We start from the raw sequence: 23,355 nt of genomic DNA, 5'->3' as shown, positions 1-23,355 counted from the left end.
CGCAGACCCTCGCCGGCGGCGCGCAGCAGGTGAGTGCGGGAAACCGCCAGCTCGCCGACGTCGCCGATCGTGCGGGCGCCGCCGTGCAGCAGGCCGCCGATGCGCTGCCGCAGGTGCGGACCGACATCGCGAACCGGCTCGCGGAGCAGGGACTCACCCCGGAGGAGATCGACCAGGTCCTCGCCGCTCTCGATCCCTTGGCCACGCGGCTCCAGGACGGCAACACCCGAGTGCAGACCGCCGTCGGTCAGGTCGACCAGCTCGCCGCGGGCGCGGCATCCGTCGCCTCCGGTGCTTCCGAGCTCGCGACCGGCGCGGGCACCGTCGCCTCCGGGGCGGCATCCGCGAACACGGGTGCCGCGCAGCTCCGTGACGGACTGGGCACTCTCGCCTCGGGCGCCGCCGAACTGCGCGACGGCCTCTCCGACGGTGTCGGGCAGATCCCGGCATCCACCCCCGAGCTGCGGTCCCTGCAGGCCGACACGATCGCCGACCCGGTGAAGGTGTCGAGCGACAAGGTCGCCTCCGCCGAGGACTACGGCGCAGGACTCGCGCCGTTCTTCGCCGCGCTCTCGGCCTGGATCGGCATCTACGCGCTGTTCCTGATCGTCAAGCCGATCTCGCGCCGCGCGGTGACCGCCCTGCATTCACCGATCCGCATCACACTGGCGGGCTGGCTGACGCCGGCGATGCTCGGCGCGGTCCAGATGGTCGGACTGATGGGGATCCTGGCGATCACGCTGGGCTTCACGTTCGACAATCCGCTCGGCACGCTCGGGATCATGGTGGTCGCCTCGGCGACGTTCGCGGCGATCATCCTGGCGCTCAACGTGTGGCTGGGGTCGGTCGGGCAGTTCCTCGGCCTCGTGCTGATGGTGCTGCAGCTCGTCACCGCGGGCGGCACGTTCCCGTGGCAGACGCTTCCCGCTCCGCTTGCGGCGCTGCATCACGTGCTGCCCCTGGGATACGTCGTCGACGCGATGCGTCAGCTCATGTACGGAGGTGTTCTCGCGCGCGCCGGATGGGACCTCGCGGTCCTCGGCATGTGGCTGATCGGAGCGCTGGCCTTCGCGATGATCGGCGTGACGCGGATGACGCATCGACGCACGCTCCGCGATCTGCAGCCCAGTCTGATCGGGTGACCGGATCCTCCGCGGGGATATGATGCGAGGGCGCGACTCTGGGACGCGCACCGGGACTCGGCGGGACTGAGTCCCACCCGCTACCCGAAAGAGCGCTCAACGATGACGACTGAATCACCGGCGATCGCCGTCCCCTCACGCCCCTCCTTGCGCGTGCGGATCGGACGCATCGCGTTCCTCGTCCTGGCCGGGATCGTGGTGATCGCGGTCGCTGCAGCCTTCTTCGTCACGTGGACGATCCAGCGTTCGTTCCCGCAGACCGACGGCACAGTCGCGCTGAAGGGTCTCTCGTCGGAGGTCACGGTGCAGCGCGATGCGAGCGGCATCCCGACGATCACGGCCGACTCGACCGACGACCTGTTCTACGCCGAGGGTTTCGTGCACGCCCAGGACCGGTTCTTCGAGATGGACTTCCGCCGGCACGTCACGGCCGGCCGCGTCGCCGAGATGTTCGGCGAATCGCAGGCGGGCACCGACGCCTTCCTCCGCACCCTCGGCTGGCGCAAGGTCGCCGAGGCCGAGGTCGCGGAGATGGATGAGAAGACTCTCGGCTACTACGAGGCGTACGCCGAGGGGGTCAACGCCTACCTGGCCTCGCGCTCCGGTGCCGAGCTCTCGCTCGAGTACGCCGTTCTCGGCATGCAGAATCCCGACTATTCTCCCGAGCCCTGGGAGCCCGCCGACTCGGTCGCGTGGCTGAAGGCGATGGCCTGGGACCTGCGGGGCAACGTCGAGGATGAGACCGAACGCGCTCTTCTCGCCGCAGAGCTGGCGGGCGGAGATGCGGATGCCGCCGGCGACACCACCGCGATGCTCGAGAAGCTCTATCCCGACTACCCGTTCGACGAGAACCCCGTGATCGTCCCGAAGATCTCGACGGTGCCCGCCCTCGCGACCGGCGTCGACCCCGCCGCATACACCTCGCCCGAGACCGACGACGACATGCAGCAGGCGGTCACGACCGTGGAGTGGCAGGAGACCTCGAGCGTGATCGAGGCGGCGAGCGTGCTCGTCGGCGACGTCGGCGAGGGCATCGGCTCGAACTCCTGGGTCGTCTCGGGCGACCTGACCGAGAGCGGGATGCCGCTGCTCGCCAACGATCCGCACCTCGGCGCATCCCTCCCCTCGGTCTGGTACCAGGTGCAGCTGAAGTGCTCGACGGTGAACGAGGCCTGCCCCTTCGATGTCGGCGGCTTCTCCTTCTCGGGGCTCCCCGGCATCGTGATCGGCCACAACCAGAAGGTCGCCTGGGGCTTCACGAACCTGACCACCGACGTCACAGACCTCTACGTCGAGAAGATCGAGGGCGACCAGTACTGGCGCGACGGCGTGCTCGTTCCGATCGAGGAGAGCACCGAGACCATCAAGGTCGCCGGGGGCGACGACATCGAGCTGACGATCCGCTCGACGGTGCACGGCCCGATCATCTCCGGGCTCACCGACGACTTCACCGCCCTCGCCGAGGATCCGCTCCCGGCTCTGGAGACCGGCGGCGGGGACCAGGTCGGAGCGTCCGGAGGCACCCTCGTCGAGCCGAAGGAAGAGCCCGAGTACGCGGTCAGCCTGCGCTGGACGGCGCTCGATCCCGGAACGACGGCGACGGCGATCTTCGCGCTCTCCACCGCGCAGGACTTCGATGACTTCCGCTACGCCGCGTCGCTTTTCGACGTACCGGCGCAGAACCTCATCTATGCCGACACCGAGGGCAACATCGGCTACCAGACCCCGGGGCGCCTGCCGATCCGCGGCGCCGGCGACGGATGGATGCCGCAGCCCGGGTGGCTCAGCAGCTACGACTGGACGGGCTTCATCCCGTTCGAGGAGCTGCCGGTGTCGTACAACCCGGCGTCGGGCTACATCGTCACCGCGAACAACGCGATCGTCACCGACGACTACGAGTACTTCCTGTCGCGGGACTGGGACTACGGCTACCGCGCGGCGCGCATCGCGCATCTCATCGAGCGGCGGGCGGCCGCTGCACCGCTGACCGCGCAGGACATGCGCGCCATCCAGATGGACAACGAGATGTGGATCGGCAAGCAGCTCGCGACCGCGATGGAAGACGTCGACGTGTCGGGTGCGGGCCCCCGCGAGGCGGTGGAGCTGCTCCGCTCCTGGGACGCGCAGAACGCGGCATCCTCTGCGGCCGCGGCGTACGCCAACGTGCTGTGGTCGAATCTGGTGCAGAACGTCTTCGGCGAGCGCGAGCAGCCGCTGCCCATCGACGGTCAGGGCCGGCTCTTCACCGTCGTCGCCACCATGCTGGAGAATCCCTCCGATCCGCTGTGGCGCAACCCGCAGCTCGAGGTCGACGGCATGGAGGAGATGCTCGCGCTCTCGGCGAAGGAGGCCTATGACGAGCTCGCCGCCATCCAGGGCACCGCGGTCAGCCGCTGGAACTGGGGCGACCTGCACGCGATCACCCTCACCAGCGACACCCTCGGCTCGTCGGGCATCGCGCCGATCGAGGCGCTCTTCAACCGCGGCCCGTTCCCGGTCAGCGGCGGCGCCTCGGTCGTGAACGCGACGGGCTGGGAGCTCGGCACCTCGTACGCGACCACCACGGTGCCGTCGATGCGGATGGTGATCGACCTCTCCGACCTCGATGCGTCGACATGGATCCACCTCACCGGCGCATCGGGCCACGCCTTCGACGAGCACTACATCGATCAGACGGCCGACTGGGCCGCCGGCGTCCAGCGGCCATGGGCGTTCTCCGAGAAGGCCGTGGATGCCGCGGCGGTCGACGTCCTGGTGCTGACGCCCGCCGACTGAAAGTCACCGGCTCGCCGCCTGCCCAGCCCCGTCGACTAACGTGGTCGGGTGCCGACCAGCTACCTCGCCCCCGCGGGCACCCTCGTCACCCTGCTCGAGTTCGAGCACGCCGGGGCGACCCTCATCGCCGAGACCTTCGGCGAGGGCGACCACACCTTCCTGCTGCTGCACGGCATCGGCATGGGCCGCAGCGTCTACCTCGACGTCGTGCAGAGGCTGAAGGGCCGCGTCATCGCGCTCGACCTGCCCGGTTTCGGTGAGGCTCCCGAGCCGACCCGCAACCTCACGATGGAACGGCACGCCGACCTCGTCGCCGCCTACCTCCGTCACGTGGAGTCAGGGCCGGTCGTGGTCATCGGGCACTCGATGGGAAGCCAGATCGCGGCGGAGCTGGCGGCGCGGCATCCGTCGCTCGTCGAAGGCGCGATCCTCGCCGGCCCGACGGTCGACAAGGCCGCGCGCAACGTCGCCTCGCAGGCGCGCTACCTGCTGATCGACCTGCTCGGCGAGCGGCCCCTGGTGATCTGGCGAGGGGCGCGGGAGTACCTCCGCGGCGGACCGCACCTGATCCGCAAGATCCGCGCGACCATCGTGCACGAGCCCGAGGACGCGTTCGTGCGCATCCACTGCCCGGTGCTGGTGCTGCGCGGCGAAGACGACCCGCTCGCGACACCGGCCTGGTGCCAGGCCATCATCGACGCCATCCCGGGCGCCGAGCTGAAGACGATCCCCGACCATGGTCACGGAACGCTGATCAGCGACTCCGAGCCCGCGGCACGACTGATCCAGGCCTTCGCCGACGCCCTCTGAGCCAGAACGAGAACTCGACGGCGCGACGAGTGCGGCCGGCACCGCCTGCACCCGGCTACGCCGCCCCGCGCTCCGCGGGCGCACGTCGGCGCAGGCGGCTGTCGCCGACCTCGGCGCCGCGATAGACCATGTCCATCGCGCCGACGTTCTCCCCGGGCGGCACGATCGCGTCGATGCGATCGAGCACCTCGTCCGACAGGGTGACATCGACTCCGGCGAGGGTGTCTTCGAGTTGCTCCATGGTGCGCGGGCCGGCGATCGCCGAGGTCACGCCCGGATGCGCGACAGCGAAGGCCATCGCGAGGTGGGTCAGGGGGACGCCGATCTCGTCGGAGAGCGCCATGAGCTGCTCGACGGCGGCCAGCCGACGCTCGTCGCGGAAGTGACGCATCCCCGTGCGCTCGGAACGGAAGTTGTCGTTCTCCTGCCCGAGGCGATACCGGCCGGTGAGCGTGCCGCCTGCCAGCGGGCTGTAGACGAGGGTGCCCATGCCGTACCGCTGGGCCACGGGCAGGATCTCGCGCTCGATCTCCCGATCGAGGATCGAGTAGTTCGGCTGCTCGGTGCGGAAGCGCTCGAAGCCGCGGCGCTCGGCCACCCACTGCGCCTCGACGATCTCGGAGCCGCGCATCGACGATGAGCCGATCGCGCGCACCTTCCCCTGCCGCACGAGATCGCTGAGCGCCGAGAGGGTCTCTTCGATGTCGGTCTCCGGATCGGGACGGTGCAGCTGATAGAGGTCGATGTGGTCGGTCTGCAGCCGGCGCAGCGATCGCTCGACGGCCTGCACGATCCACCGGCGGGATGCTCCGCGGTGGTTGACGTCGTCATCCACGGGACCCCAGAACTTCGTGGCGAGCACGACGTCGTCGCGACGGCCTTTGAGCGCCTCCCCGACGACCTCCTCCGAGTCGCCGTAGCGATCGGCGGTGTCGATGAAGTTCACGCCTCCGTCGAGGGCGCGATGGATGATGCGGACGCCTTCCGATCGATCGGGATTGCCGAGCGAGCCGAGCATCATCGCGCCGAGCGCGTACGGGGTCACCTTGATCCCCGTTCGACCGAGAGTGCGGTACTGCATGAGTCCTCCTTGCCGGCATCCGCCGGGGTATCCTGTGAAGATGTAAGCGGAACACCGTCCCGTTAATCCGAATATACGGAACACTGTCCCGTTTAGCAAGCAAGCAAGGAGATACCGCATGCCCCGTGCCGATGCCCAGCGCAACATCGACGCTCTGCTCGCGGCGGCGAAGGAGGAGTTCGCCGAGCACGGAGTCGAGGTGGGCGTGCGTTCCATCGCCGCCCGCGCCGGCGTCGGAACCGCGACGCTCTACCGGCACTTCCCTCTGCGCTCAGACCTGATCGCGGGCGTCTTCCGCCGCGAGATCGACGACGTGACGGCGCAGGCCGCCCGGCTCGCCGAGAGCCACGAGCCGTTCGAAGCACTCGCCCTCTGGGCGCAGCGCTACACGGAGTTCGTCGCGACGAAGCACGGGCTCGGGTCCGCCCTCCGCTCCGGCGAGCCCGCCTACAGTGGCTTGCGCGACTACTTCGAGAGCAACGCCGGCCCCGCCCTCGGCCACCTGCTCGATGCCGCCGCGAAAGCCGGCGCCATCCGAGGGGGCATCGATCCGATCGAGCTGATCGGCGCGATCGCGAACCTCAGCGTGCCGCCCCCCGGCAGTGCCGACACCTCGCGCGCGAGCCGCATGGTGGGGCTGCTGCTCGACGGGCTGCGATACGGAGCGGCTCCGGCGGCGTAGTCGGCGCTACCCCGCGCCGGGAGGGGTCTGCTTCGAGTCGGCGAGCTCGTCGACGATGAGGCTGCGCTCGTCGGTGGTGCCGTTGCGATAGGCCTGCCGTCCGACCATGTGCGCCGACAGCGGAGCCGTGGCGAACTGCATCAGGACGATCGGGGCGACCAGCACGAGCCCGATGAGGATGCCGCCGACCGAGCGCTGCGACAGCGCGATCGCGACGCAGATCAGCAGCAGTCCGAGCACCTGCGGCTTGGTCGCCGCGTGCAGCCGGGACGGCACGTCGCGGAAGTGCAGCAGTCCGACCGCGGCGGAGAGGCACAGCAGAGCGCCGAGCAGGATGAGGACGAGCACCGCCACATCGATGACGGCGTCGGGGATCAGGAGACCGAGCACGTTCATTGCGTCGTGTTGTCCCTTCTCGCGACGAAGCGTGCGACGGCGATCGAGCCGAAGACGCCGATCGCGGCGATGATCAGCAGCACCGGGATGCTGCGGGTGTGCCCGTTGATCGCCATCTCGGCGCCGAGCACGCACATCACCTCGGTGAGGAGCACGTCGGAGGCGACGGCGCGGTCGAGGATCGACGGCCCGCGGACGATCCGGATCACGGCGAGGATCGCGGCCACGCCGAACACGATCATGATCACCATCAGGAGGATGTTCATCGGACACCGCCCTTCGCACGTCCGCCGGACTCGCCGACGAGTCCGGCGCGCTCATCGGCCTTGAGGGCACGGTACTGCCCCGGGTCTCCGAGCGCACGCACGATCCGGCGCTCCCAGAGGAGCACGCCGGAGCGCTGCTTCTCGACGTCGGCCGCATCCCGCACGCCGATCACGTGCAGGTACAGGATGCGACGGTCGCGGTCGGCCTCGACGATGAGCGAGCCGGGGATCAGTGACGAAGTGACGGCGACGTGCGTCATGACGAGGTCGTCGGCGTAGCGCAGGGGTACGGCGATGATGGCGGCTCCCGGCTGACGGCGGAAGTCGAACACCTGCCGCGTGACCGACAGCGCACCGCGCAGCACGGCGAACAGGAACTGCGCCACGAACAGGGCCGCGTACCAGAGGTTGATCCGTCCCGACAGCGCGACCGTCGGCAGGCGGAACACGCGCGTGACGAACACCGCGACGATCAGCCCGGTCAAGAAGGACAGCACGGTGAATTGGGCCCACAGCAGCATCCAGAGCACGACGAGCCAGGCCAGGAACGGCAGCTGCACGCGGATGTCGCGCCAGAGGTGCCGTCGGGTGTCACGCGCCATCAGCCCACCTCCTCTTCCAGCTGCACGAGGCTCACGGGCTGGAGCAGCGCCGCGCCGATGCGATCGCAGAGCGCATAGAGGGGGCCGGCGAAGACGGTCAGCGCGATCGTCACGGCGACCATCCCTCCGGTCGCGACCGTCATGATCTTCGGAATGCGGCGGGTCTTCTGCTGCTCATCGGCGGCGGGCGCGTTGCCGAGGTAGGAGATGCGGCTCTCGGTCTCGCTGGAGTCCTCCTCCTCACGCCAGAACGCCAGGTTCCAGGCGCGCATCAGCGCGTACAGCGTCAGCAGCGAGGTGACGATGCCGCCGATGATGAGCACGATCATGAGAGGTGTGCCGACGGATGCCGCCGCCTCGAAGAGGGCGAACTTGCCGATGAATCCCGAGAAGGGCGGCAGGCCGCCGAGGTTGATGGCCGGCACGAAGTAGAGCACGGCGATCACGGGTGCGACCTTCAGCAGCCCCTTCACCCGCAGGATCGAGGTGCTCCCCGCTCGGCGCTCCACGAGCCCGACGGCGAGGAACAGGGTCGTCTGCACGACGATGTGGTGGACGATGTAGTACACGGTCGCGCCGATCGCGGCGGGCGTGGCGATCGCCAGACCGAAGATCATGTACCCGACGTGGCTCACGAGAGTGAACGACAGGATGCGTTTGAGCTCGGCTTGCGCCACGGCGCCGAGCACGCCGATGACCATGGTCGCCAGGGCGATGATCAGCAGCAGGGTGTCGATGCTGTTCGACGCGAAGAGCTGCGTCTCGGTGCGGATCAGCGCGTACACGCCGACCTTGGTCAGCAAACCGGCGAACACCGCGGTGACCGGGGCCGGGGCGGTCGGGTACGAGTCGGGCAGCCAGAACGACACCGGGAAGATGGCCGCCTTGATGCCGAAGGCGATCACGAGCATGAGGTGCAGCACCAGCTGCGTCTCCTGCGGGAGCTCCGACATCCGCTCGGCGATCTGCGCCATGTTCACGGTGCCGAGGGCGCCGTAGATCATCGCGATCGACGCGAGGAACAGGATCGACGACACCAGCGAGACGACGATGTAGACCGCGCCGGTGCGGATGCGGGATTCGGTGCTGCCCAGCGTGATCAGCACGTACGACGCCACGAGCAGGATCTCGAAGCCGACGTAGAGGTTGAACAGGTCGCCCGCGATGAACGCGTTGAAGATGCCCGCCGCCAGGATCAGGTAGGACGGGTTGAAGATCGAGATCGGCGTCTCGTCGGCGCCGTCGGCGACGCCCTGGCCGATGGAGAACAGGAGGACGGCGAGCAGCACGACGCTCGACACCAGCACGAGCAGCGCCGACAGCCGGTCGACGTACAGCACGATGCCGAAGGGCACGGGCCAGCCGCCGACGGAGACGGCCAGCGGCGCACCGGCATCCACGACGACCAGCAGCACGGCGGCGATCACCGACACGATAGCGAGCGTGGCGACCGTGACGAACACCTGCAGGCGGGCGTTCCGCCCGAAGACGAGCGTGACGGCCGCACCGAGCAGCGGCAGGGCGACGAGGAGGGGGACGAGTGCGGTCATGACCGGTCCCCTTCGTTCTCGGGGCGGTCGGCAGGACGCTGAGCAGGACGCTCGTCCGCCGCGTCGAACGGCGCATCGTCGTGGATCGCCGGGTGGTCGCGCATGTGCAGCACCGTGATCGGGGCGGTCTGCACGCCGACGAAGTCGGTGGTCGCGTCCTCTTCGAGGTTCGCGTCGTCCTCCAGGACGTCCTCGTCGGCGTCGGTGCGCTCACGCAGGGCGATGTCGGCCGCGTCGTCCTCGACCGTGTCCGCCTGTCCCAGCTGCCATGAGCGGTAGATCAGCGCGAGGAGGAACGCCGAGACCGCGAAGGTGATCACGATGGCGGTGAGGGTCAGCGCCTGCGGGAGCGGATCGCTGACCTCGCCCCCGGCGCCGTAGAACGGCGCGTTGCCCGGAACGCCCATCACGATCAGGAGCAGCAGGTTGGTCGCGTTGCCGAGCAGCAGGAAGCCGATCAGCACGCGGGTCAGGCTGCGCTCGAGCATCGCGTAGACACCGCACGCGAAGAGCACCGCCATCACGACGATCAGGGTGAGCGAGACGTCCATCAGCTGCGCACCCCGCTCTGCGTCGGGCTCTCCTGCGGGCGGAGCGCGGACTGACGGTCGACCTCGGCGCCGAGGCTGCGCAGCACGTCGAGGACGAGCCCGATCACGACGAGGTACACGCCGATGTCGAAGATGGTCGAGGTGACGAACTCCATGTGCCCGATGCCGGGGATCTCCCACTCCCAGAACGAGCTCGTGAGCGGGGCCATGCCGAAGAAGAGCGGGATGACGGCCGTGCCGACCGCGAGGATCAGCCCGGTGCCCAACAGGCGACCGGCATCCGTCGGGGCGGCGGCGCCCAGCTCCCAACGACCTCCGGCGATGTAGCGCATGACCAGCGCCATGCCGGCGACCAGCCCACCGGCGAACCCGCCGCCGGGGAGGTTGTGACCGGCGAAGAGCAGGAAGATCGACACGACGATGATCGTGTGGAAGAGGATGCGGACGATCACCTCGAGCAGGATCGACCGGTTCTCCGGTTTCATCTTCTGCCCGCCGACGAGCCACGCGCGGGGGCTGTCCTCGTTCTCGGACGTCTGGAAGCGGATCCCCTCGGTGGTCTCCACGAGCGGACGGCTGCGAGCGGCCTTGCGCGTCGCGCGCGGCAGGCCCTTGGTCGCGGCGAGCAGGTCGGCGCGATGCGTCACGAACACGAGGGAGGCGACACCGGTCGCCGCGAGCACCAGCACCGACAGCTCGCCCATCGTGTCCCAGCCGCGGAGGTCGACGAGCGCGACGTTGACGACGTTCTTGCCGTGGCCGAGCTCGTACGCGAGCTTCGGGAACGCAGCCGAGATCGGATCGGCGACGCGGGACTGCGTCGCGACCACGGCGACGAAGGCCATGGTCACGCCGACGCCGATCGCCAGCAGGGCGCGCGGGACCCGCCCGACCGAAGCGTTGTGCTCGCCCATCCGCGCGGGAAGTCGGCGCAGCACGAGTGCGAAGGTCACCATGGTGACGGTCTCGACGAGGATCTGCGTGAGGGCCAGATCGGGGGCGCCGCTGGTCGCGAACAGGGCGACCATGCCGAGCCCGGTGACCGACACCAGGACGACGCCCGTGTACCGCTTCTGGGCGCGGACGGCGAAGACACCGGCGACGGCCATGATCGGCGCGACCGCGATCTGCGCGGGAGTGTGCCAGGCCGAGAGGTTGTAGCGGTCGACGTCGCTGGCGATCAGAGCCGTGACCTCGGCGGCGACGAAGACGACGAAGATCGTGCCGACGTAGACCGGCAGCGATCCGCGCTGGGTGAGCGTGGTGCTGAGCACCGAGAGGCGGTCGATGCCGCGCATGACGAGGTAGTACGCATCCGCGGCCGTGAACGGCAGCATCCGTGCTCTGGCGTCCCAGCCGGTGCGGCGCGACAGCCAGAAGACGCCGAAGCCGAGCAGGATCGACAGGATCGAGATCCCGAGCGCCGGTTCGAGTCCATGCCAGAGCGCGAGATGCCCGGGCCCCTCGGCGGCGATGCCCTCGGCGTCGAGCCCGGGTGCGGCGGTGACCGCGTAGCCCTGCAGCGCGAAGTCGAGGGCGGGCGCGCCGATGCCGGCGGCGAGCGTGAGTCCGGCGAGGATGATCGGCGCCGACAGGAACCCGACCGGCGGGTCGGGCCAGGCGGTGTCGGGCAGTCGCTGACCCTGCTCGTCGCGCTTGGTCCAGAAGGCGCCCCAGAGGAAGCGGATGCCGTATGCCGCGGTGAGCATGGACCCGATGCTCACGCCGATGATCGCGACCAGACCCCACGGCGAACCGTGCTGCGCGTCTTCGAGCAGTGCCGTGAGCGTGGACTCCTTGGCGACGAAGCCGAGGGTCGGCGCGACGCCGGCCATGGAGGCCACCGAGATGAATGCCGCCGTGGCCATGACCGGCGCCTGCCGTCCGACGCCGGAGAGCTCGGTGATGTCTCGCGTGGAGAGCTGACGGTCGATCACGCCCACGATCAGGAAGAGCGCCGATTTGAAGAGGGCGTGACCGATGACCAGTGCGAGGCCGGCGAGGGCTGCGGCCTGCGTGCCGTAGCCGACGACGATCGCGAAGAATCCGAGCTGGCTCACGGTGCCGAAGGCGAGGATGCGTTTGAGGTCGGTCTCGCGCAGCGCCTGGATGCCGCCGAGCAGCATGGTGATGATGCCGAGCGTGATCACGATCGGCCGCCAGGGACCGCTGAACGCGAAGATCGGCGCGAAGCGCGCGATGAGGTAGATGCCTGCCTTCACCATCGCCGCGGCGTGCAGGTACGCGCTCACCGGCGTCGGAGCGGCCATGGCGCCCGGAAGCCAGAAGTGGAAGGGGAACAGGGCCGACTTGCTGATCGCGCCGATCAGCAGCATGACGATGGCCGCGTCGACCATCGGTCCCGTCGGAACGATCTCCAGGATCTGGCGGATGCTGGAGGTCCCGGCATCCACGACGAGCAGCACCACGCCGACGAACATCACGAGACCGCCGAGCGTGGTCACGAGCAGGGCCTGCAGGGCGGCGCGTCGGCTGGCCGCGCGCCGCCGGTAGTGACCGATGAGGAGGTACGAGAGGATGCTCGTCACCTCCCAGAACATCACGAGCATGACCAGGTCGTCGGTGAGCACGAGGCCGTACATGGCGCCCGCGAAGCCGAGGAGCACACCGGCGAACGAGCCGATCCCGGCCGAGTCGTCGAGGAAGTACCAGCGGCAGTAGAGAAGTACGAGAGCTCCGACGCCGGTGACGATCAGCGTCAGCACCCACCCGAGCACGTCCATGTTCATGGACAGGTTGAGGCCGAGCTGAGGGATCCACGGGACCGAGACGAACGGCGGCGAGTCGCTCAGCACCTCGGGGGTGCGCACCAGCGCGTGGATGAATGCCGCGGCGGGAATGAGTGCCGCGATGATGAACGCGTGCGATCCCAGCCAGCGCACCAGCACGGGCATGAGCAGAGACCCGAGGAGGAACACGGCGAGGAGCGTCAGCATATACGCGGCTCCCTCGGGGCTCGTCGAACGAATGGCTCAGGCGGGCGGGTGTCCGTCCAGTTTACCGGCGTTAGGGAACCGTGAGGACCGCGGGTTCTGAGAGCGTGCGAGAGTGGTCGCATGCGGAGGGTGTGGGTGCGGGAGCTGGCCGGCTGGATCGGTGCCCTCGGCGTCAGCATCGTCATCGCCGGCCAGGTCGCGGCATCCGCTCGTTCCGAGCTGCTGTTCCGCGACGGGGATTCGCTGATCGTGGCGATGTTCGCGCGCTCCGTGCTGGCCGGAGGGCCGCACGACTGGGCGATGTCGAGCGTTCTCTTCCTCCCGGAGTCGGCGGTGTTCGCCGGCCTCGAGGCGCTGCTGCCGCTCGACGTGAACGCCCTTCTCGCCGTCGGCGCCGTGGTGAATCTGCTCGCACTCTACGGCGCGCTGCGCCTCGCGGCCGGCCGGCGGCGGGACGGAGGGGCGCCGGTCGTGTGGTCGCTGGTCGGGCTCGTCGCCTTCGGAGTCCTCGCGGCGACCGAGACGTCGGTTTCACGCGATGCTCTCGAACCGGCTTCTCTGCAGCTGACGACGACCTATTACGCGGCGACCGTGGTCGGTGCGGTGCTCTCGATCGGGCTGGTGCGGCGGGTGCTCGACCGCGCGCGCGGAGGGCGCGGACTGTTCGTCGCGCTTGGCGTGGTCGCGGCGATCTCGACACTCACGAATCCGCTGTTCGCGGTCTGGGCGACCGTGCCGCTCACGGCGGTCATCCTCCTCGGGATGTTCCGCTCAGTGGCCAGAACGAGGTCGGCGGTGCTTCTCGCGGTGCTCATCGGCGGCACCGCGCTGGGCTTCCTCGGCCGTATTCCGTTCGCGGCATGGATCGCCAACACCGGAGCCGGATACGCGCAGCCGGAGCAGTGGAGCCAGTCCCTCGGCTACTACGGAGGTCTTCTCGCCGACCGTCTCTCGACCCCGCTCGGGGTGGTCGGCCTCCTGCTGTCGCTGGCGCTCCTCGCGTGGGCTGTCGTCCGGACGGCGAGGGCCGATGACGCCGGCTCTCGCCTCGTCGCGATGGTCGCGTGGCTCGCGCCGATCCTCGTCGTCATCGGCGCGATCGCGCTCGGCACCCATGCGGCCCGTTACCTGCAGCCCATCGCCTTCGCGCCGGTGCTCGCCCTGGTGGCGTCGCCGCATGCATTCCGGATGCCGTCGGCCGTGGCGCGCGTCGTGATCGCTGTTACGGCGGTGCTGGTGCTCGTCGGGGGCGCGGTGAGCATCCCTCGCCTCGCCATGGCCGCCGAAGCGCCCGATCCCGACCTCCGCTGCGTGACCGACTGGGTGAGCGCCTCGGGCCGCACGGGCGCCGGACAGTTCTGGACCGTGCGGCTGCCGAAGCTCCATCTCGCGGATCCCTCGCAGCTCGTGCAGGTCGACCATCAGCTGAACGGCTACGCCTGGCTCGTGAACCGCCACGACTTCGACGTCGGCGCGGTGTCGTTCCTGGTGGAGGATGCGCAGACGGTGCAGTGGCAGCTGCCGACGCCCGCCGTCCCCGAGGACGTGATCGAGTGCGGTCGGTATCGCATCCTCGACTTCGGCGACACGACGCTGCCGCTCGGCCCGCAGCGCAGCTGAGCCGCCGGGGTTGTGCGCCTCAGCGCGCGGGCGGGGCCGTCGTCGTGCCGACGCGGAACCGACAGGTCAGGTGCTGCGTGATGCCGGGTTCTCCGCGCAGCATCCGCGCCACCTGCTCGCCGGCCGCACGCCCCTTGTCGACGGCGGGCTGCACGCTCGTCGTGAGGGTCAGGTGGGACAGGCCGTCGACGGCGATCCCATCGAATCCGGCGACGGACAGATCCTCCGGTACGCGCAGCCCCAGCTCTTCGGCGGCGCGGATGACGCCGACCGCCAGCAGGTCGCTCTGAGCGATGACGGCGGTCGGTCGCGCGGCGGCGTCGGCGAGCAGCATCCGGCCGACGAGCACGCCTTCGTCGATCAGGCTCCCCGAGGCCGAGATCGCCGGCGCATCCGGATAGATCTCGCGCAGGCCGGCGAGCCGATCGATCGTGACATCGACCGTCGCCTTCGCGAGCCGCTCCTCGGTGACGGCACCGCGCTCGCGATCGCTGTCCAGCGGGAGCGTCACCAGAGCGACGTCGCGGTGTCCGAGGTCGTGGAGGTGTCGCGCGACGTCGGCAGACGCCTCGGTGTTGTCGAGCGTGATGCGGGGTATCCCCTCGCCGGCGTCGCCTTCGATCACGACGACGGGCAGTCCGCGACTGCGGACCACCTCGAGCGACGCGCGCGTGCGCCCGGAGCATCCGATGAGCACGAAGGCGTCGACGGGTGCGCTGGCGAGGGCGGATCCGTCTTCGCCCGGCTCATCGCGCATGAGCAGGATGCCGGCGCTGAGCTCGGCGAGACCGTCGGTGAGCCCGTCCATCAGGGCTGTGGTCACCGGGTCGAGGAATGCCGCGCGCAGGTGGCCCTCGAGCACGACCGCGACGATGCCGCTGCGACCGCGGCGCAGCGAGGCCGCCCGCGGGTCCGGGCCGGCATAGCCGAGCTCGGCGGCGGCGGCGAGCACGCGCTCACGTGTCGCGGCAGCCACCTTGGCCTTTCCGCTGAACACGACCGAGGCCGTGGACGTGGCGACGCCGGCCTCGCGGGCGACGTCGGCGATGGTCGCCCGGCGCGGCGTCTCGTTCCTGCTCATACTCCGAGGATAACCCGGTTCCGTTCCGTGGAGTCGAATCGATTCGATAGGCTGTCCGGCATGGACACCGCTCTGACCCGTTCGCAGTTCGTGCGCTGGCGCGCCGCGATCTTCGCCATCTTCTTCGCCAGCGGCCTCTCGATCGCGACGTGGGCATCGCGGGTACCCGCCATCAAGGAGGCGCTCGACCTCGACAACGCGCAGGTGGGATCGATCCTGCTCGGCATGGGCGTCGCATCGATCATCGGCATCTCGACAGGACCCGCGGTGATGGTGCGAACCGGCGCCCGGCGCGGCATGCTGCTGGCGATGCTCATGTTCGCCACGGGCATCGCCCTCGTCGGACTCGGCGCCGACGTCTTCGGATCCGTCGGGGTCGTCCTGGCCGGCATGGCCCTCTTCGGCTTCGGCAACGGATGCCTCGACGTGATGATGAATGTCGAGGCGACGGCGATCGAGCAGCGAATGGGAAAGACCATCCTTCCCGTGTTCCACGCCCTGTTCAGCTTCGGCACCGTGATCGGGGCGGGCATCGGCGCACTGGCTGCCGGCTTCTCGCTCGACGTCGCGACGCACGCCGGTGTGGTCAGCGCCCTCATCGCCGTGATCGCCGTCGTCTGCTTCTTCCAGGTACCGGTCAGGGAGGCTGCTCTCGACCCCGAAGGCAGCGAGAAGCCGACGTTCCGCCAGCGCCTGCACACCGCCCTCGAGGCCTGGCGCGAACCCCGCACCTACCTGCTGGGTGTCGTCATGCTCGGGATGGCCTTCGCCGAGGGCGGCGCCAACGACTGGATCGCCCTGGGCACCGAGCAGGGGCATGGACTCGCCGACGGCAGCGGCGCCGTCTCCCTCGCCGTCTTCTCGATCGGAATGACCCTCGTGCGGCTGTTCGGCGGCCCGATCGTCGACCGCGTCGGCCGTGTGATCGTCTTGCGCGTCCTCGCCGTCACGGCGGCGGGCGGCATCCTGCTGTTCATCCTCGCCCCCAACCTCCCGCTGGTTCTGGTGGGTGCAGCGCTGTGGGGAATCGGTGCTTCGCTCGGCTTCCCGCTGGGCATGTCCGCTGCAGCCGATGACCCGGCGAAGGCCGCGGCCCGGGTCAGCGCTGCTGCCACGATCGGCTACATCGCCTTCCTCGGCGGTCCCCCGGTGCTGGGCATCATCAGCGAGCACATCGGGCTGCTCAACACCCTGTTCATCCTGGTGGTCCTCGTGGGGCTGTCCGGGCTGTTCTCGGGAGCCGCTCGTCCCCTGCGCGAGGACGAGAAGACCGCGGCGACGAAGTAGGCTCGACGGGTGCGCCTCGTCATCGCCCGCTGCTCGGTCGACTACACCGGTCGGCTCAACGCCCATCTCCCCCTCGCCACGCGTCTGCTCGTGCACAAGGGAGACGGGAGTCTGCTCGTGCACTCCGACGGCGGCAGTTACAAGCCGTTGAACTGGATGAGCCCGCCGTGCTCGCTCTCCAGCGAGGAGCCCGGCGAGGAGGAGGCGAGTGCCGGCGTCGTCGAGGTCTGGCGCGTCACGCACAAGAAGACCGGCGATGCCCTGCGGGTGCAGATCTACGAGATCATCCACGACACCTCCCACGAGCTGGGCATCGACCCCGGCCTGCAGAAGGACGGCGTCGAGGCCGACCTGCAGCGCCTGCTGGCCGAGCAGGTCGAGCGCATCTCGGAGGGCGCGACCCTCGTGCGACGGGAGTACCCGACGGCGATCGGCCCGGTCGACCTGCTGGTGCGGGATGCCGACGGCGCCGCCATCGCGGTCGAGATCAAGCGCCGCGGCGACATCGACGGCGTGGAGCAGCTCACCCGCTACCTCGAGCTGCTCGGGCGCGACCCGCACCTCTCCCCCGTGCAGGGCGTCTTCGCCGCCCAGGAGATCAAGCCGCAGGCCCGCGTGCTCGCCGAGGACCGCGGCATCCGCTGCCTCGTGCTCGACTACGACGACATGAAGGGCATCGAGTCCGGCATCCCCCGGCTGTTCTGAGCCCTCAGCTCAACAAAGGGATGCTGATCGCACCACCCCCGCGTGCTTCATAGAGCTGCCGTTGGCAGACTGTGCGTATGACGCTCGACTCTGAGATACGCCGCATCGAAGGCGAGATGCACGCCGCGGGGAAGGCCGCTCACACGAGCCTGCAACGAGCGTTGAAAGCGTGGAGCGATCTTGCTGCTGAGGTCGATGCGTACGCGGCGACGATCGACGATTACACCAACGATGTCTGCTCGCGTGACTACATCGCAGAGTTCTCGGCGGCAGCGTCGGTGGAGGCCCAGGAGTACATCGCGGGTGCGGTTGCGGCAGCCGATGATCGATTCAGAGCATCCACTGAGCCCGACGACGAAGGACTCGTCGGCCAATACTTCCGGATCGACAGGAAGGACGGCTGTCCTGGCGAACGGATCGTGCTTCGGCAGCGCGCACATCCGAACGCGCGAACATCCAGCCCAGTGAGCAGAAGAACGTGACGAGCGTCATTCCGAGACAGAGGACGATCACGATCAGCTCCATCAGCACTTCCGGCTCCTCTCCTTCTCTCTTCGCGGTTTCCTCGGACTATAGAGGGGCTTTCAGGGTCGGTGCGCGAACCGTGGAGAACTCGGTCCGCTGCACACCTGTGCAGGAGGAACTGACGTCCGCTCGCCGCCCCATAGGCTGGAGGCATGCCCTCTTCTTCTCCCTACTCGTGCGTGCTCTGGGACGTCGACGGCACCATCGTCGACGCCTCGGTCGGCATCCTGCGCCGCCTGAACGTCGCCCTCACCCACTTCGGACGACCGGCGCCGACCCGCGAGGAGCTGATCCACTGGATCGGACCGCCGATGTTCGAGTCCTTCCAGGACCAGGCCGGCATGACGCCCGCCGAGTCCGCCGATGCCGTGGCGTTCTATCGCACGCTCGGCAAAGCCGACGGCTACACGACCGACGCCGCCACCTACCCCGGAGTCGTCGAACTGATCCACGACCTCCATGCCGCGGGTGTCCCCCAGGCGACGGCGAGCTCCAAGCCCGAGAACCAGGTCGATGCCCTGATCGACCACTTCGGGCTGCGCCCGTCGTTCCTCACGACCGTCGGCGCCACGCCCGACGAGTCGACGCTCGCCTCCAAGACCGACATCGTCGCCGAGGCGCTGCGACGTCTGAAGGAGCTCGGCGCCGACACCTCGCGGCCGGTGCTCGTCGGCGACCGCCACCACGACGTCGAGGGCGGCATCGCCAACGGTGTCCCGGTGATCTTCGTCGAGTGGGGCTTCAGCGACCACCACGAGGGTGATGAGGCGGCGTTCCGCGCGGCATCCGTCGCTGAACTCCGCTCGCTGCTCCTCGTCTGACAGCCCGCTCAGAAAGCGAAACCCCGGCGAAAAGCACAGAACTCCCCGCCGGATGTCGCACGCGGCGAATCCGGACGGGGAGTTCTGTGAACCGTCCGCTCTTAGAGCGGACGGATGTTCTCTGCCTGCAGGCCCTTGGGGCCCTGCGCGACATCGAACTCGACTCGCTGGTTCTCATCGAGAGACCGGTAGCCGGATGATTCGATGGCGGAGTAGTGCGCGAATACGTCAGCGCCGCCGTCGTCGGGGGAGATGAAGCCGAAGCCCTTCTCCGAGTTGAACCACTTGACCGTGCCCTGGGTGCTCATGTACTGCCTGTTCGTTCTACTGATGAAGAAGCCGACGCAGGTATGCCCCGACATCGCTAACGCTAGTGGAGGAGGCCCCGAGGGGAATAGCACGGGCAAGAAGGTAATCCAAATGTTGCACGAGCGGCATCCGCCCGTCACACGGCCGCGGGCATCGGGCTCGGTCGACAGGCCCGGAAAATGGTGTGGCCCTCACCGCGGGGGGAGCGATGAGGGCCGAAGACGACCGGAGGGTGCGTCAGAAACAGCCTAGCCCTTCTTCCAGGTTCTTGTCCCCCTTTTGGGGGACAAAAACGAAAAAGTTGGGAGCTTCGACGATAGCGGCCCCCTCGAATAGTCCATTGGGGACTGAACTACTCGAGGGGGCCCAATCGCGTGCACGGATCGCCTTGCCTCTGGGGAAGGCTGCCCGTCCTCTGGGGAGAGACGGAGACGATCGATCCCCTTGTGCACGCACCTTCACCATAGGGGAGGACCCGCGATCTCCGCCACGGACGCGTCGGTGAGCGGGATCGTCTCCGCTCGGAGCCGTGCGGACGGGCGGCTACGCTGATCCGGTGACGATGCTGAACAAGGACATGACGCTGTGCATCTCGCTGTCGGCGCGGCCGAGCAACAACGGGACCCGTTTCCACAACTTCCTCTACGAGGCGCTCGGACTCAACTGGATCTACAAGGCCTTCGCCCCGACCGACCTCGCGCAGGCGATCGCCGGCGTGCGCGGCCTCGGCATCCGCGGCTGCGCGATCTCGATGCCCTATAAAGAGGACGTGATCGCCCTCGTCGATCGGATGGATCCGTCGGCGACGGCCATCGACTCGGTCAACACGATCGTCAACGACGACGGCGTGCTCACCGCGTACAACACGGACTACTCCGCCATCGCGCAGCTGATCGAGCGCAACGGCCTCGACACCCGTTCCTCCGTGCTGCTGCGCGGATCCGGCGGGATGGCGAAGGCGACGGCGGCGGCGTTCCGCGACGCCGGGTTCACGACGGTGACGATCATCGCCCGCAACGAGGCGAACGGGCGCGCACTCGCAGACCTGTACGGATTCGGATGGATCCCGGATGCCGGGAACACCACCGCCGACATCCTCGTCAACATCACGCCGATCGGCATGGCGGGCGGATCAGAGGAGCACGCGCTGGCGTTCTCGGCGGAGGCGATCGCCGCGGCATCCGTCGTCTTCGACGTCGTGGCCCTCCCGTCCGAGACGCCTCTCGTGGCCGCCGGGCGGGCGGCAGGGAAGACCCTGATCACCGGCGCCGAGGTCGCCACGCTCCAGGCCCTGGAGCAGTTCGTGCTCTACACCGGCATCCGTCCGTCCGACGAGCAGGTGCGGGCCGCCGAAGAGTTCATGCGCGCTGCGCCGTGAACGAGCAGTGAGAACGCGGAAGTGCGTGATCGGGAGAGCGATACCTGGGTAGCCTAGGCGCATGAGCGCGCCTCGCATCGCCCCACGGTCCCTCGCCCGGCGGACGACCGCTGCCATCGCCGCCACGGCCATCGCGGCCCTGGTCCTCGCCGCGTGCACCGGGGGCGGCGGCGAGGACGGCACGACGACCGACGGGAGCCAGGGCTTCCCCGACGACGGCTGCACGCACATCACCATCGCGACGTCGTCCGAGAAGGTGAACATGCTCGACGAGCTGGCCGCCGCGTTCAAGGATTCTCCGGAGCACGACGGCCTCGACACCTGCGCGACCGTGCGGCCGACGAACGTCTCTTCCGGCAACGCCGCGCGCTACCTCACGGCGGGCGACGACTGGCCCAGCGACGACCGCTCCCTCTGGCCGACGCTCTGGTCGCCGGCATCCACGGTCTGGACCGATCGCGTCGCCGCGGCCGCGTCGCCGAGCCTCGTGGGCGAGCCCGCGTCGTTCACCCGCACTCCTGTCGTCTTCGGGATGCCGGAGCCGATGGCCAAGGCGCTCGGCTACCCCGAGAAGCCGATCAGCATCACCGACCTCGAGCGCCTGTGCCAGGACCCCAGCGGCTGGGGGAGCGTCGGCAAGGACATCTGGGGCGCCTTCAAGATCTCGAAGACCAACCCCAACACCTCGACCACCGGTCTCTCGACGATCCTCATGCAGTCGTACGAGGCCTCCGGCAAGGCTGACGCGCTCACCTCGGCCGACGTGGATGCCGCTGCCGACTTCTCGCGCGTGTTCGAGGAGTGCGTGATCCACTACGGCGACACCACCGGCAACGTGCTCTCGACGCTGTACGACGAGACGCAGAACGGTGCCAACGGCTCGGCCTACGTCTCGGCCGTCGCGCTCGAGGAGACGTCGCTGCTCAACTACAACCAGGGCAACCCCGATTCGCACACGGTGCAGCCGGGTGAGACGCTGACGCCCCCGAAGACCAAGCTCGTCGCCGTCTACCCCGCGAACGGTTCGATGTGGTCGGACAACCCCGTCACCGTGCTCGGCGCGGACTGGGTGACGGCCGAGCAGCGCACCGCCGGTGAGGCGTTCGCCGAGTTCCTGCAGACGACCCCGGCGCAGAAGATCCTGCCGGAGTACGGCTTCCGCCCGCTCGACGAGTCGGTGCCGCTCGGCGACCTGTTCACCGCGAAGTTCGGCGTCGACCCCGCGCAGCCGGCCGTCACGCTGCCCAAGCCCGAGGTCGATGTCATCTCCACCGCGATCGATCAGTGGACGCAGGTGCGCAAGCCCTCCTCGGTGCTCGAGCTGATCGACATCTCCGGCTCGATGGACGACCCGATCGGTGACGGCCGCTCGCGGCTCGACGGCGCGATCGAGGGCGCGCAGACCACCCTCGGCCACTTCCGCTCCTCCGACGAGGTCGGTGTCTGGGCGTTCACCACCGGCATCTCGTCCGACGAGGGCGAAGGAATCCAGGTGCTGCGCGATGTCACGGCGCTCGGAGCGGACGGCGAGAAGCTCGACTCCTCGCTCGATGACCTGCGGTACGCCCAGCGCAACGGCACGCCCCTGTACGACGCGGTGCTCACGGCCTACGAGGCGATGAGCGAGCGCGCCGAGCCCGGACGCATCAACGCCATCGTCGTGCTCTCCGACGGCGAGGACACCGACTCCACCACCTCGCTCGACTCGCTGATCGCGAAGATCGGCAAGAGCTCGAAGGAGGGCGGCGATGACGCCCCGGTGCGCATCTTCACGATCGCGTACGGCGAGGGCGCCGATCCCACGGCACTGCAGCGCATCGCGGATGCCACCGGCGGGCAGATGTTCGACGCCTCGGATGCCGAGCGCATCGACCTCGTCTTCGCCTCCGTGATCAACAACTTCTGAGATGCGAATGTTCATCGCCGCGGCATCCGGGAATCCGTGGGTCGACGACGCCGTGACGGGGCTCGACTCCGGGAACGTCTACGTCGACCCGGGCACGTCGGGAGCATCCTCGCTGATCGCCACGCTGACCGAGATCGTCCCGGATGACGGGTCGATCGCGATCGTCGTGCTGCCGGCGCAGGCCGACGACAACAACGAGTACGCCGGGCAGGTGCTCACCGAGATCGCCCGGTCATCCGACCAGAAGACGATCGTGCTCGCCGTGGGCGACGACGTGCAGGCGACGTCGACGGTGATCGACAGCGGCGAGGCGCTGCGCATCGCCAACGAGAACGAGACCGCAGCCGGCGGCAACACGCAGGACGCGCTCGTCGCGACGGTGCAGCAGATCGTGGCGGAGACCCCCTCGTCACCGGGAGGGAGTACGGGCGGAGCGGATCTGCTGCTGCCCGTGGTGATCGGCGGCGTCGTGATCGTCGCGGCGGTCGGCACCGCGATCGGCCTGATCGCCCGCCGGAGCCGGAGGAAGCCTGCGGCGAGCGCGGATCCGGTGCCGGCCGGCATCCGTCTGCGCGTGAACCGGCTGCGCGAGCTGCGGGCGGACTACGCGGCTCTCCCCGGCAACCCGGTGGCGGCGGAGACGGCCGTCGGCATCGACGCGCTCGCCTCGCATGTCGAGCAGCTGTTCGTGCGCCTCGATGCGAAGGCCGGCGAGGATCAGAGCGTGCTGGCCGAGGCGGAGTACTCCGACAAGCTCGCCCGCCTGGTGGCGGCGCTCGACCGCGACTACCTCCTCGACCTGCTCACGCGACCCGATCTGTGGGATGCGCCCGACGAGCGCGTCGGCGAGGTGTAGGCACTGGAGGTCTCGAGGTCGCCCGTGACGTTGTCGGCAGGAAGGCCCGTCGCCT

21 protein-coding genes are annotated in these 23,355 nt (G+C 69.0%); 12 read left to right on the top strand and 9 right to left on the bottom strand.

The genetic code is table 11. The annotated features are described in order from the left end of the window. The 3 genes from DW306_RS10665 to DW306_RS10655 form a co-directional block, all read left to right on the top strand. The coding region (locus DW306_RS10665; protein ID WP_168429293.1) for a YhgE/Pip family protein at nt 1-1,142 on the top strand (1,142 nt) is incomplete at its 5' end. A 102-nt stretch (nt 1,143-1,244) separates the two neighbouring features. Continuing rightward, a complete protein-coding gene (locus DW306_RS10660) occupies nt 1,245-3,917 on the top strand; it encodes a penicillin acylase family protein (protein ID WP_136055577.1) in 2,673 nt (890 codons plus the stop codon). 48 nt (nt 3,918-3,965) lie between these two features. Next, nucleotides 3,966-4,727, top strand: coding sequence for an alpha/beta hydrolase (locus DW306_RS10655; protein ID WP_136055576.1), 762 nt, complete (start codon nt 3,966-3,968; stop codon nt 4,725-4,727). Nucleotides 4,728-4,782: 55 nt separating this feature from the next. Here DW306_RS10655 and DW306_RS10650 read toward each other — a convergent pair whose 3' ends face one another. After that, nucleotides 4,783-5,808: an aldo/keto reductase gene (locus tag DW306_RS10650; protein ID WP_136055575.1), complete on the bottom strand. Its 1,026-nt coding sequence runs from the start codon at nt 5,806-5,808 to the stop codon at nt 4,783-4,785. Nucleotides 5,809-5,926: 118 nt separating this feature from the next. Between DW306_RS10650 and DW306_RS10645 the strand changes: the two genes are divergently transcribed. Next, the gene (locus DW306_RS10645) at nt 5,927-6,490 is read left to right on the top strand and encodes a TetR/AcrR family transcriptional regulator (RefSeq protein ID WP_136055574.1); all 564 of its coding nucleotides are present in this window, start codon (nt 5,927-5,929) and stop codon (nt 6,488-6,490) included. A 6-nt stretch (nt 6,491-6,496) separates the two neighbouring features. Here DW306_RS10645 and mnhG read toward each other — a convergent pair whose 3' ends face one another. Genes mnhG through DW306_RS10615 form a run of 6 tightly spaced genes read right to left on the bottom strand, consistent with a single transcriptional unit; the run spans nt 6,497 to nt 12,812 of the window. Beyond that, nucleotides 6,497-6,886 carry a monovalent cation/H(+) antiporter subunit G gene (gene mnhG, locus DW306_RS10640; RefSeq protein WP_136055573.1) on the bottom strand — a complete coding sequence of 130 codons (390 nt, stop codon included), beginning with the start codon at nt 6,884-6,886 and terminating at the stop codon, nt 6,497-6,499. Next, nucleotides 6,883-7,152, bottom strand: a complete 270-nt coding sequence (locus DW306_RS10635; RefSeq protein ID WP_136055572.1) for a monovalent cation/H+ antiporter complex subunit F — start codon at nt 7,150-7,152, stop codon at nt 6,883-6,885. Before DW306_RS10635 ends, mnhG begins: the two co-directional genes overlap by 4 nt. Continuing rightward, a complete protein-coding gene (locus DW306_RS10630; protein WP_136055571.1) occupies nt 7,149-7,754 on the bottom strand; it encodes a Na+/H+ antiporter subunit E in 606 nt (201 codons plus the stop codon). Before DW306_RS10630 ends, DW306_RS10635 begins: the two co-directional genes overlap by 4 nt. Further along, nucleotides 7,754-9,304 (bottom strand): Na+/H+ antiporter subunit D, encoded by a 1,551-nt coding sequence (locus DW306_RS10625; RefSeq protein ID WP_136055570.1) that lies wholly within the window; start codon nt 9,302-9,304, stop codon nt 7,754-7,756. The genes DW306_RS10630 and DW306_RS10625 overlap by 1 nt, the downstream gene beginning before the upstream one ends. Next, the gene (locus tag DW306_RS10620) at nt 9,301-9,855 is read right to left on the bottom strand and encodes a Na(+)/H(+) antiporter subunit C (RefSeq protein WP_136055569.1); all 555 of its coding nucleotides are present in this window, start codon (nt 9,853-9,855) and stop codon (nt 9,301-9,303) included. Before DW306_RS10620 ends, DW306_RS10625 begins: the two co-directional genes overlap by 4 nt. Continuing rightward, nucleotides 9,855-12,812 carry a Na+/H+ antiporter subunit A gene (locus DW306_RS10615; protein WP_136055568.1) on the bottom strand — a complete coding sequence of 986 codons (2,958 nt, stop codon included), beginning with the start codon at nt 12,810-12,812 and terminating at the stop codon, nt 9,855-9,857. Before DW306_RS10615 ends, DW306_RS10620 begins: the two co-directional genes overlap by 1 nt. A 120-nt stretch (nt 12,813-12,932) precedes the next feature. Here DW306_RS10615 and DW306_RS10610 point away from each other — a divergent pair, with 120 nt between their 5' ends. Continuing rightward, nucleotides 12,933-14,432, top strand: a complete 1,500-nt coding sequence (locus tag DW306_RS10610; protein WP_136055567.1) for a hypothetical protein — start codon at nt 12,933-12,935, stop codon at nt 14,430-14,432. A gap of 19 nt (nt 14,433-14,451) precedes the next feature. Here the strand turns inward: DW306_RS10610 and DW306_RS10605 are convergent, their stop codons facing one another. Next, entirely contained in the window at nt 14,452-15,513 is a 1,062-nt protein-coding gene (locus DW306_RS10605; RefSeq protein ID WP_136055566.1) for a LacI family DNA-binding transcriptional regulator, read from the bottom strand. 60 nt (nt 15,514-15,573) lie between these two features. Between DW306_RS10605 and DW306_RS10600 the strand changes: the two genes are divergently transcribed. The 4 genes from DW306_RS10600 (at nt 15,574) to DW306_RS10585 (ending at nt 18,851) form a co-directional block, all read left to right on the top strand. Continuing rightward, a complete protein-coding gene (locus DW306_RS10600; protein WP_136055565.1) occupies nt 15,574-16,800 on the top strand; it encodes an MFS transporter in 1,227 nt (408 codons plus the stop codon). A 9-nt stretch (nt 16,801-16,809) separates the two neighbouring features. Further along, complete coding sequence (nucS, locus tag DW306_RS10595) at nt 16,810-17,505, top strand: endonuclease NucS (RefSeq protein WP_055871644.1); 696 nt, start codon at nt 16,810-16,812, stop codon at nt 17,503-17,505. A gap of 77 nt (nt 17,506-17,582) precedes the next feature. Continuing rightward, the gene (locus DW306_RS10590) at nt 17,583-17,987 is read left to right on the top strand and encodes a hypothetical protein (protein WP_136055564.1); all 405 of its coding nucleotides are present in this window, start codon (nt 17,583-17,585) and stop codon (nt 17,985-17,987) included. A 195-nt stretch (nt 17,988-18,182) separates the two neighbouring features. Then, nucleotides 18,183-18,851, top strand: a complete 669-nt coding sequence (locus DW306_RS10585; RefSeq protein ID WP_136055563.1) for an HAD hydrolase-like protein — start codon at nt 18,183-18,185, stop codon at nt 18,849-18,851. 101 nt (nt 18,852-18,952) lie between these two features. Here DW306_RS10585 and DW306_RS10580 read toward each other — a convergent pair whose 3' ends face one another. After that, complete coding sequence (locus tag DW306_RS10580) at nt 18,953-19,159, bottom strand: cold-shock protein (RefSeq protein WP_046014597.1); 207 nt, start codon at nt 19,157-19,159, stop codon at nt 18,953-18,955. Nucleotides 19,160-19,716: 557 nt separating this feature from the next. On the opposite strand from DW306_RS10580, the gene DW306_RS10575 reads away from it, so the two are divergent. The 3 genes from DW306_RS10575 (at nt 19,717) to DW306_RS10565 (ending at nt 23,300) form a co-directional block, all read left to right on the top strand. Next, nucleotides 19,717-20,538, top strand: coding sequence for a shikimate 5-dehydrogenase (locus DW306_RS10575; protein WP_205814144.1), 822 nt, complete (start codon nt 19,717-19,719; stop codon nt 20,536-20,538). A 61-nt stretch (nt 20,539-20,599) separates the two neighbouring features. After that, nucleotides 20,600-22,444, top strand: a complete 1,845-nt coding sequence (locus tag DW306_RS10570; RefSeq protein ID WP_136055562.1) for a substrate-binding and VWA domain-containing protein — start codon at nt 20,600-20,602, stop codon at nt 22,442-22,444. A gap of 1 nt (nt 22,445) precedes the next feature. After that, the gene (locus tag DW306_RS10565) at nt 22,446-23,300 is read left to right on the top strand and encodes a hypothetical protein (protein WP_136055561.1); all 855 of its coding nucleotides are present in this window, start codon (nt 22,446-22,448) and stop codon (nt 23,298-23,300) included. The last annotated feature ends 55 nt before the right edge of the window (nt 23,301-23,355 follow it).

It is taken from the genome of Microbacterium sp. K24 (assembly GCF_004794465.1).
Taxonomy (GTDB): Bacteria; Actinomycetota; Actinomycetes; order Actinomycetales; family Microbacteriaceae; genus Microbacterium.
Note: the sequence above shows the minus strand (reverse complement) of the source record. Positions and strands in the feature narration are given on the sequence as shown.

What these genes read in the sequence shown, in the direction of transcription:
- DW306_RS10660 (WP_136055577.1), top strand. Translation starts at nt 1,245, where the DNA reads ATGACGACTGAATCACCGGCGATCGCCGTCCCCTCACGCCCCTCCTTG.
- DW306_RS10650 (WP_136055575.1), bottom strand. Translation starts at nt 5,808, where the DNA reads ATGCAGTACCGCACTCTCGGTCGAACGGGGATCAAGGTGACCCCGTAC.
- DW306_RS10645 (WP_136055574.1), top strand. Translation starts at nt 5,927, where the DNA reads ATGCCCCGTGCCGATGCCCAGCGCAACATCGACGCTCTGCTCGCGGCG.
- mnhG (WP_136055573.1), bottom strand. Translation starts at nt 6,886, where the DNA reads ATGAACGTGCTCGGTCTCCTGATCCCCGACGCCGTCATCGATGTGGCG.
- DW306_RS10635 (WP_136055572.1), bottom strand. Translation starts at nt 7,152, where the DNA reads ATGAACATCCTCCTGATGGTGATCATGATCGTGTTCGGCGTGGCCGCG.
- DW306_RS10630 (WP_136055571.1), bottom strand. Translation starts at nt 7,754, where the DNA reads ATGGCGCGTGACACCCGACGGCACCTCTGGCGCGACATCCGCGTGCAG.
- DW306_RS10625 (WP_136055570.1), bottom strand. Translation starts at nt 9,304, where the DNA reads ATGACCGCACTCGTCCCCCTCCTCGTCGCCCTGCCGCTGCTCGGTGCG.
- DW306_RS10620 (WP_136055569.1), bottom strand. Translation starts at nt 9,855, where the DNA reads ATGGACGTCTCGCTCACCCTGATCGTCGTGATGGCGGTGCTCTTCGCG.
- DW306_RS10615 (WP_136055568.1), bottom strand. Translation starts at nt 12,812, where the DNA reads ATGCTGACGCTCCTCGCCGTGTTCCTCCTCGGGTCTCTGCTCATGCCC.
- DW306_RS10610 (WP_136055567.1), top strand. Translation starts at nt 12,933, where the DNA reads ATGCGGAGGGTGTGGGTGCGGGAGCTGGCCGGCTGGATCGGTGCCCTC.
- DW306_RS10605 (WP_136055566.1), bottom strand. Translation starts at nt 15,513, where the DNA reads ATGAGCAGGAACGAGACGCCGCGCCGGGCGACCATCGCCGACGTCGCC.
- DW306_RS10600 (WP_136055565.1), top strand. Translation starts at nt 15,574, where the DNA reads ATGGACACCGCTCTGACCCGTTCGCAGTTCGTGCGCTGGCGCGCCGCG.
- DW306_RS10590 (WP_136055564.1), top strand. Translation starts at nt 17,583, where the DNA reads ATGACGCTCGACTCTGAGATACGCCGCATCGAAGGCGAGATGCACGCC.
- DW306_RS10585 (WP_136055563.1), top strand. Translation starts at nt 18,183, where the DNA reads ATGCCCTCTTCTTCTCCCTACTCGTGCGTGCTCTGGGACGTCGACGGC.
- DW306_RS10580 (WP_046014597.1), bottom strand. Translation starts at nt 19,159, where the DNA reads ATGAGCACCCAGGGCACGGTCAAGTGGTTCAACTCGGAGAAGGGCTTC.
- DW306_RS10570 (WP_136055562.1), top strand. Translation starts at nt 20,600, where the DNA reads ATGAGCGCGCCTCGCATCGCCCCACGGTCCCTCGCCCGGCGGACGACC.
- DW306_RS10565 (WP_136055561.1), top strand. Translation starts at nt 22,446, where the DNA reads ATGCGAATGTTCATCGCCGCGGCATCCGGGAATCCGTGGGTCGACGAC.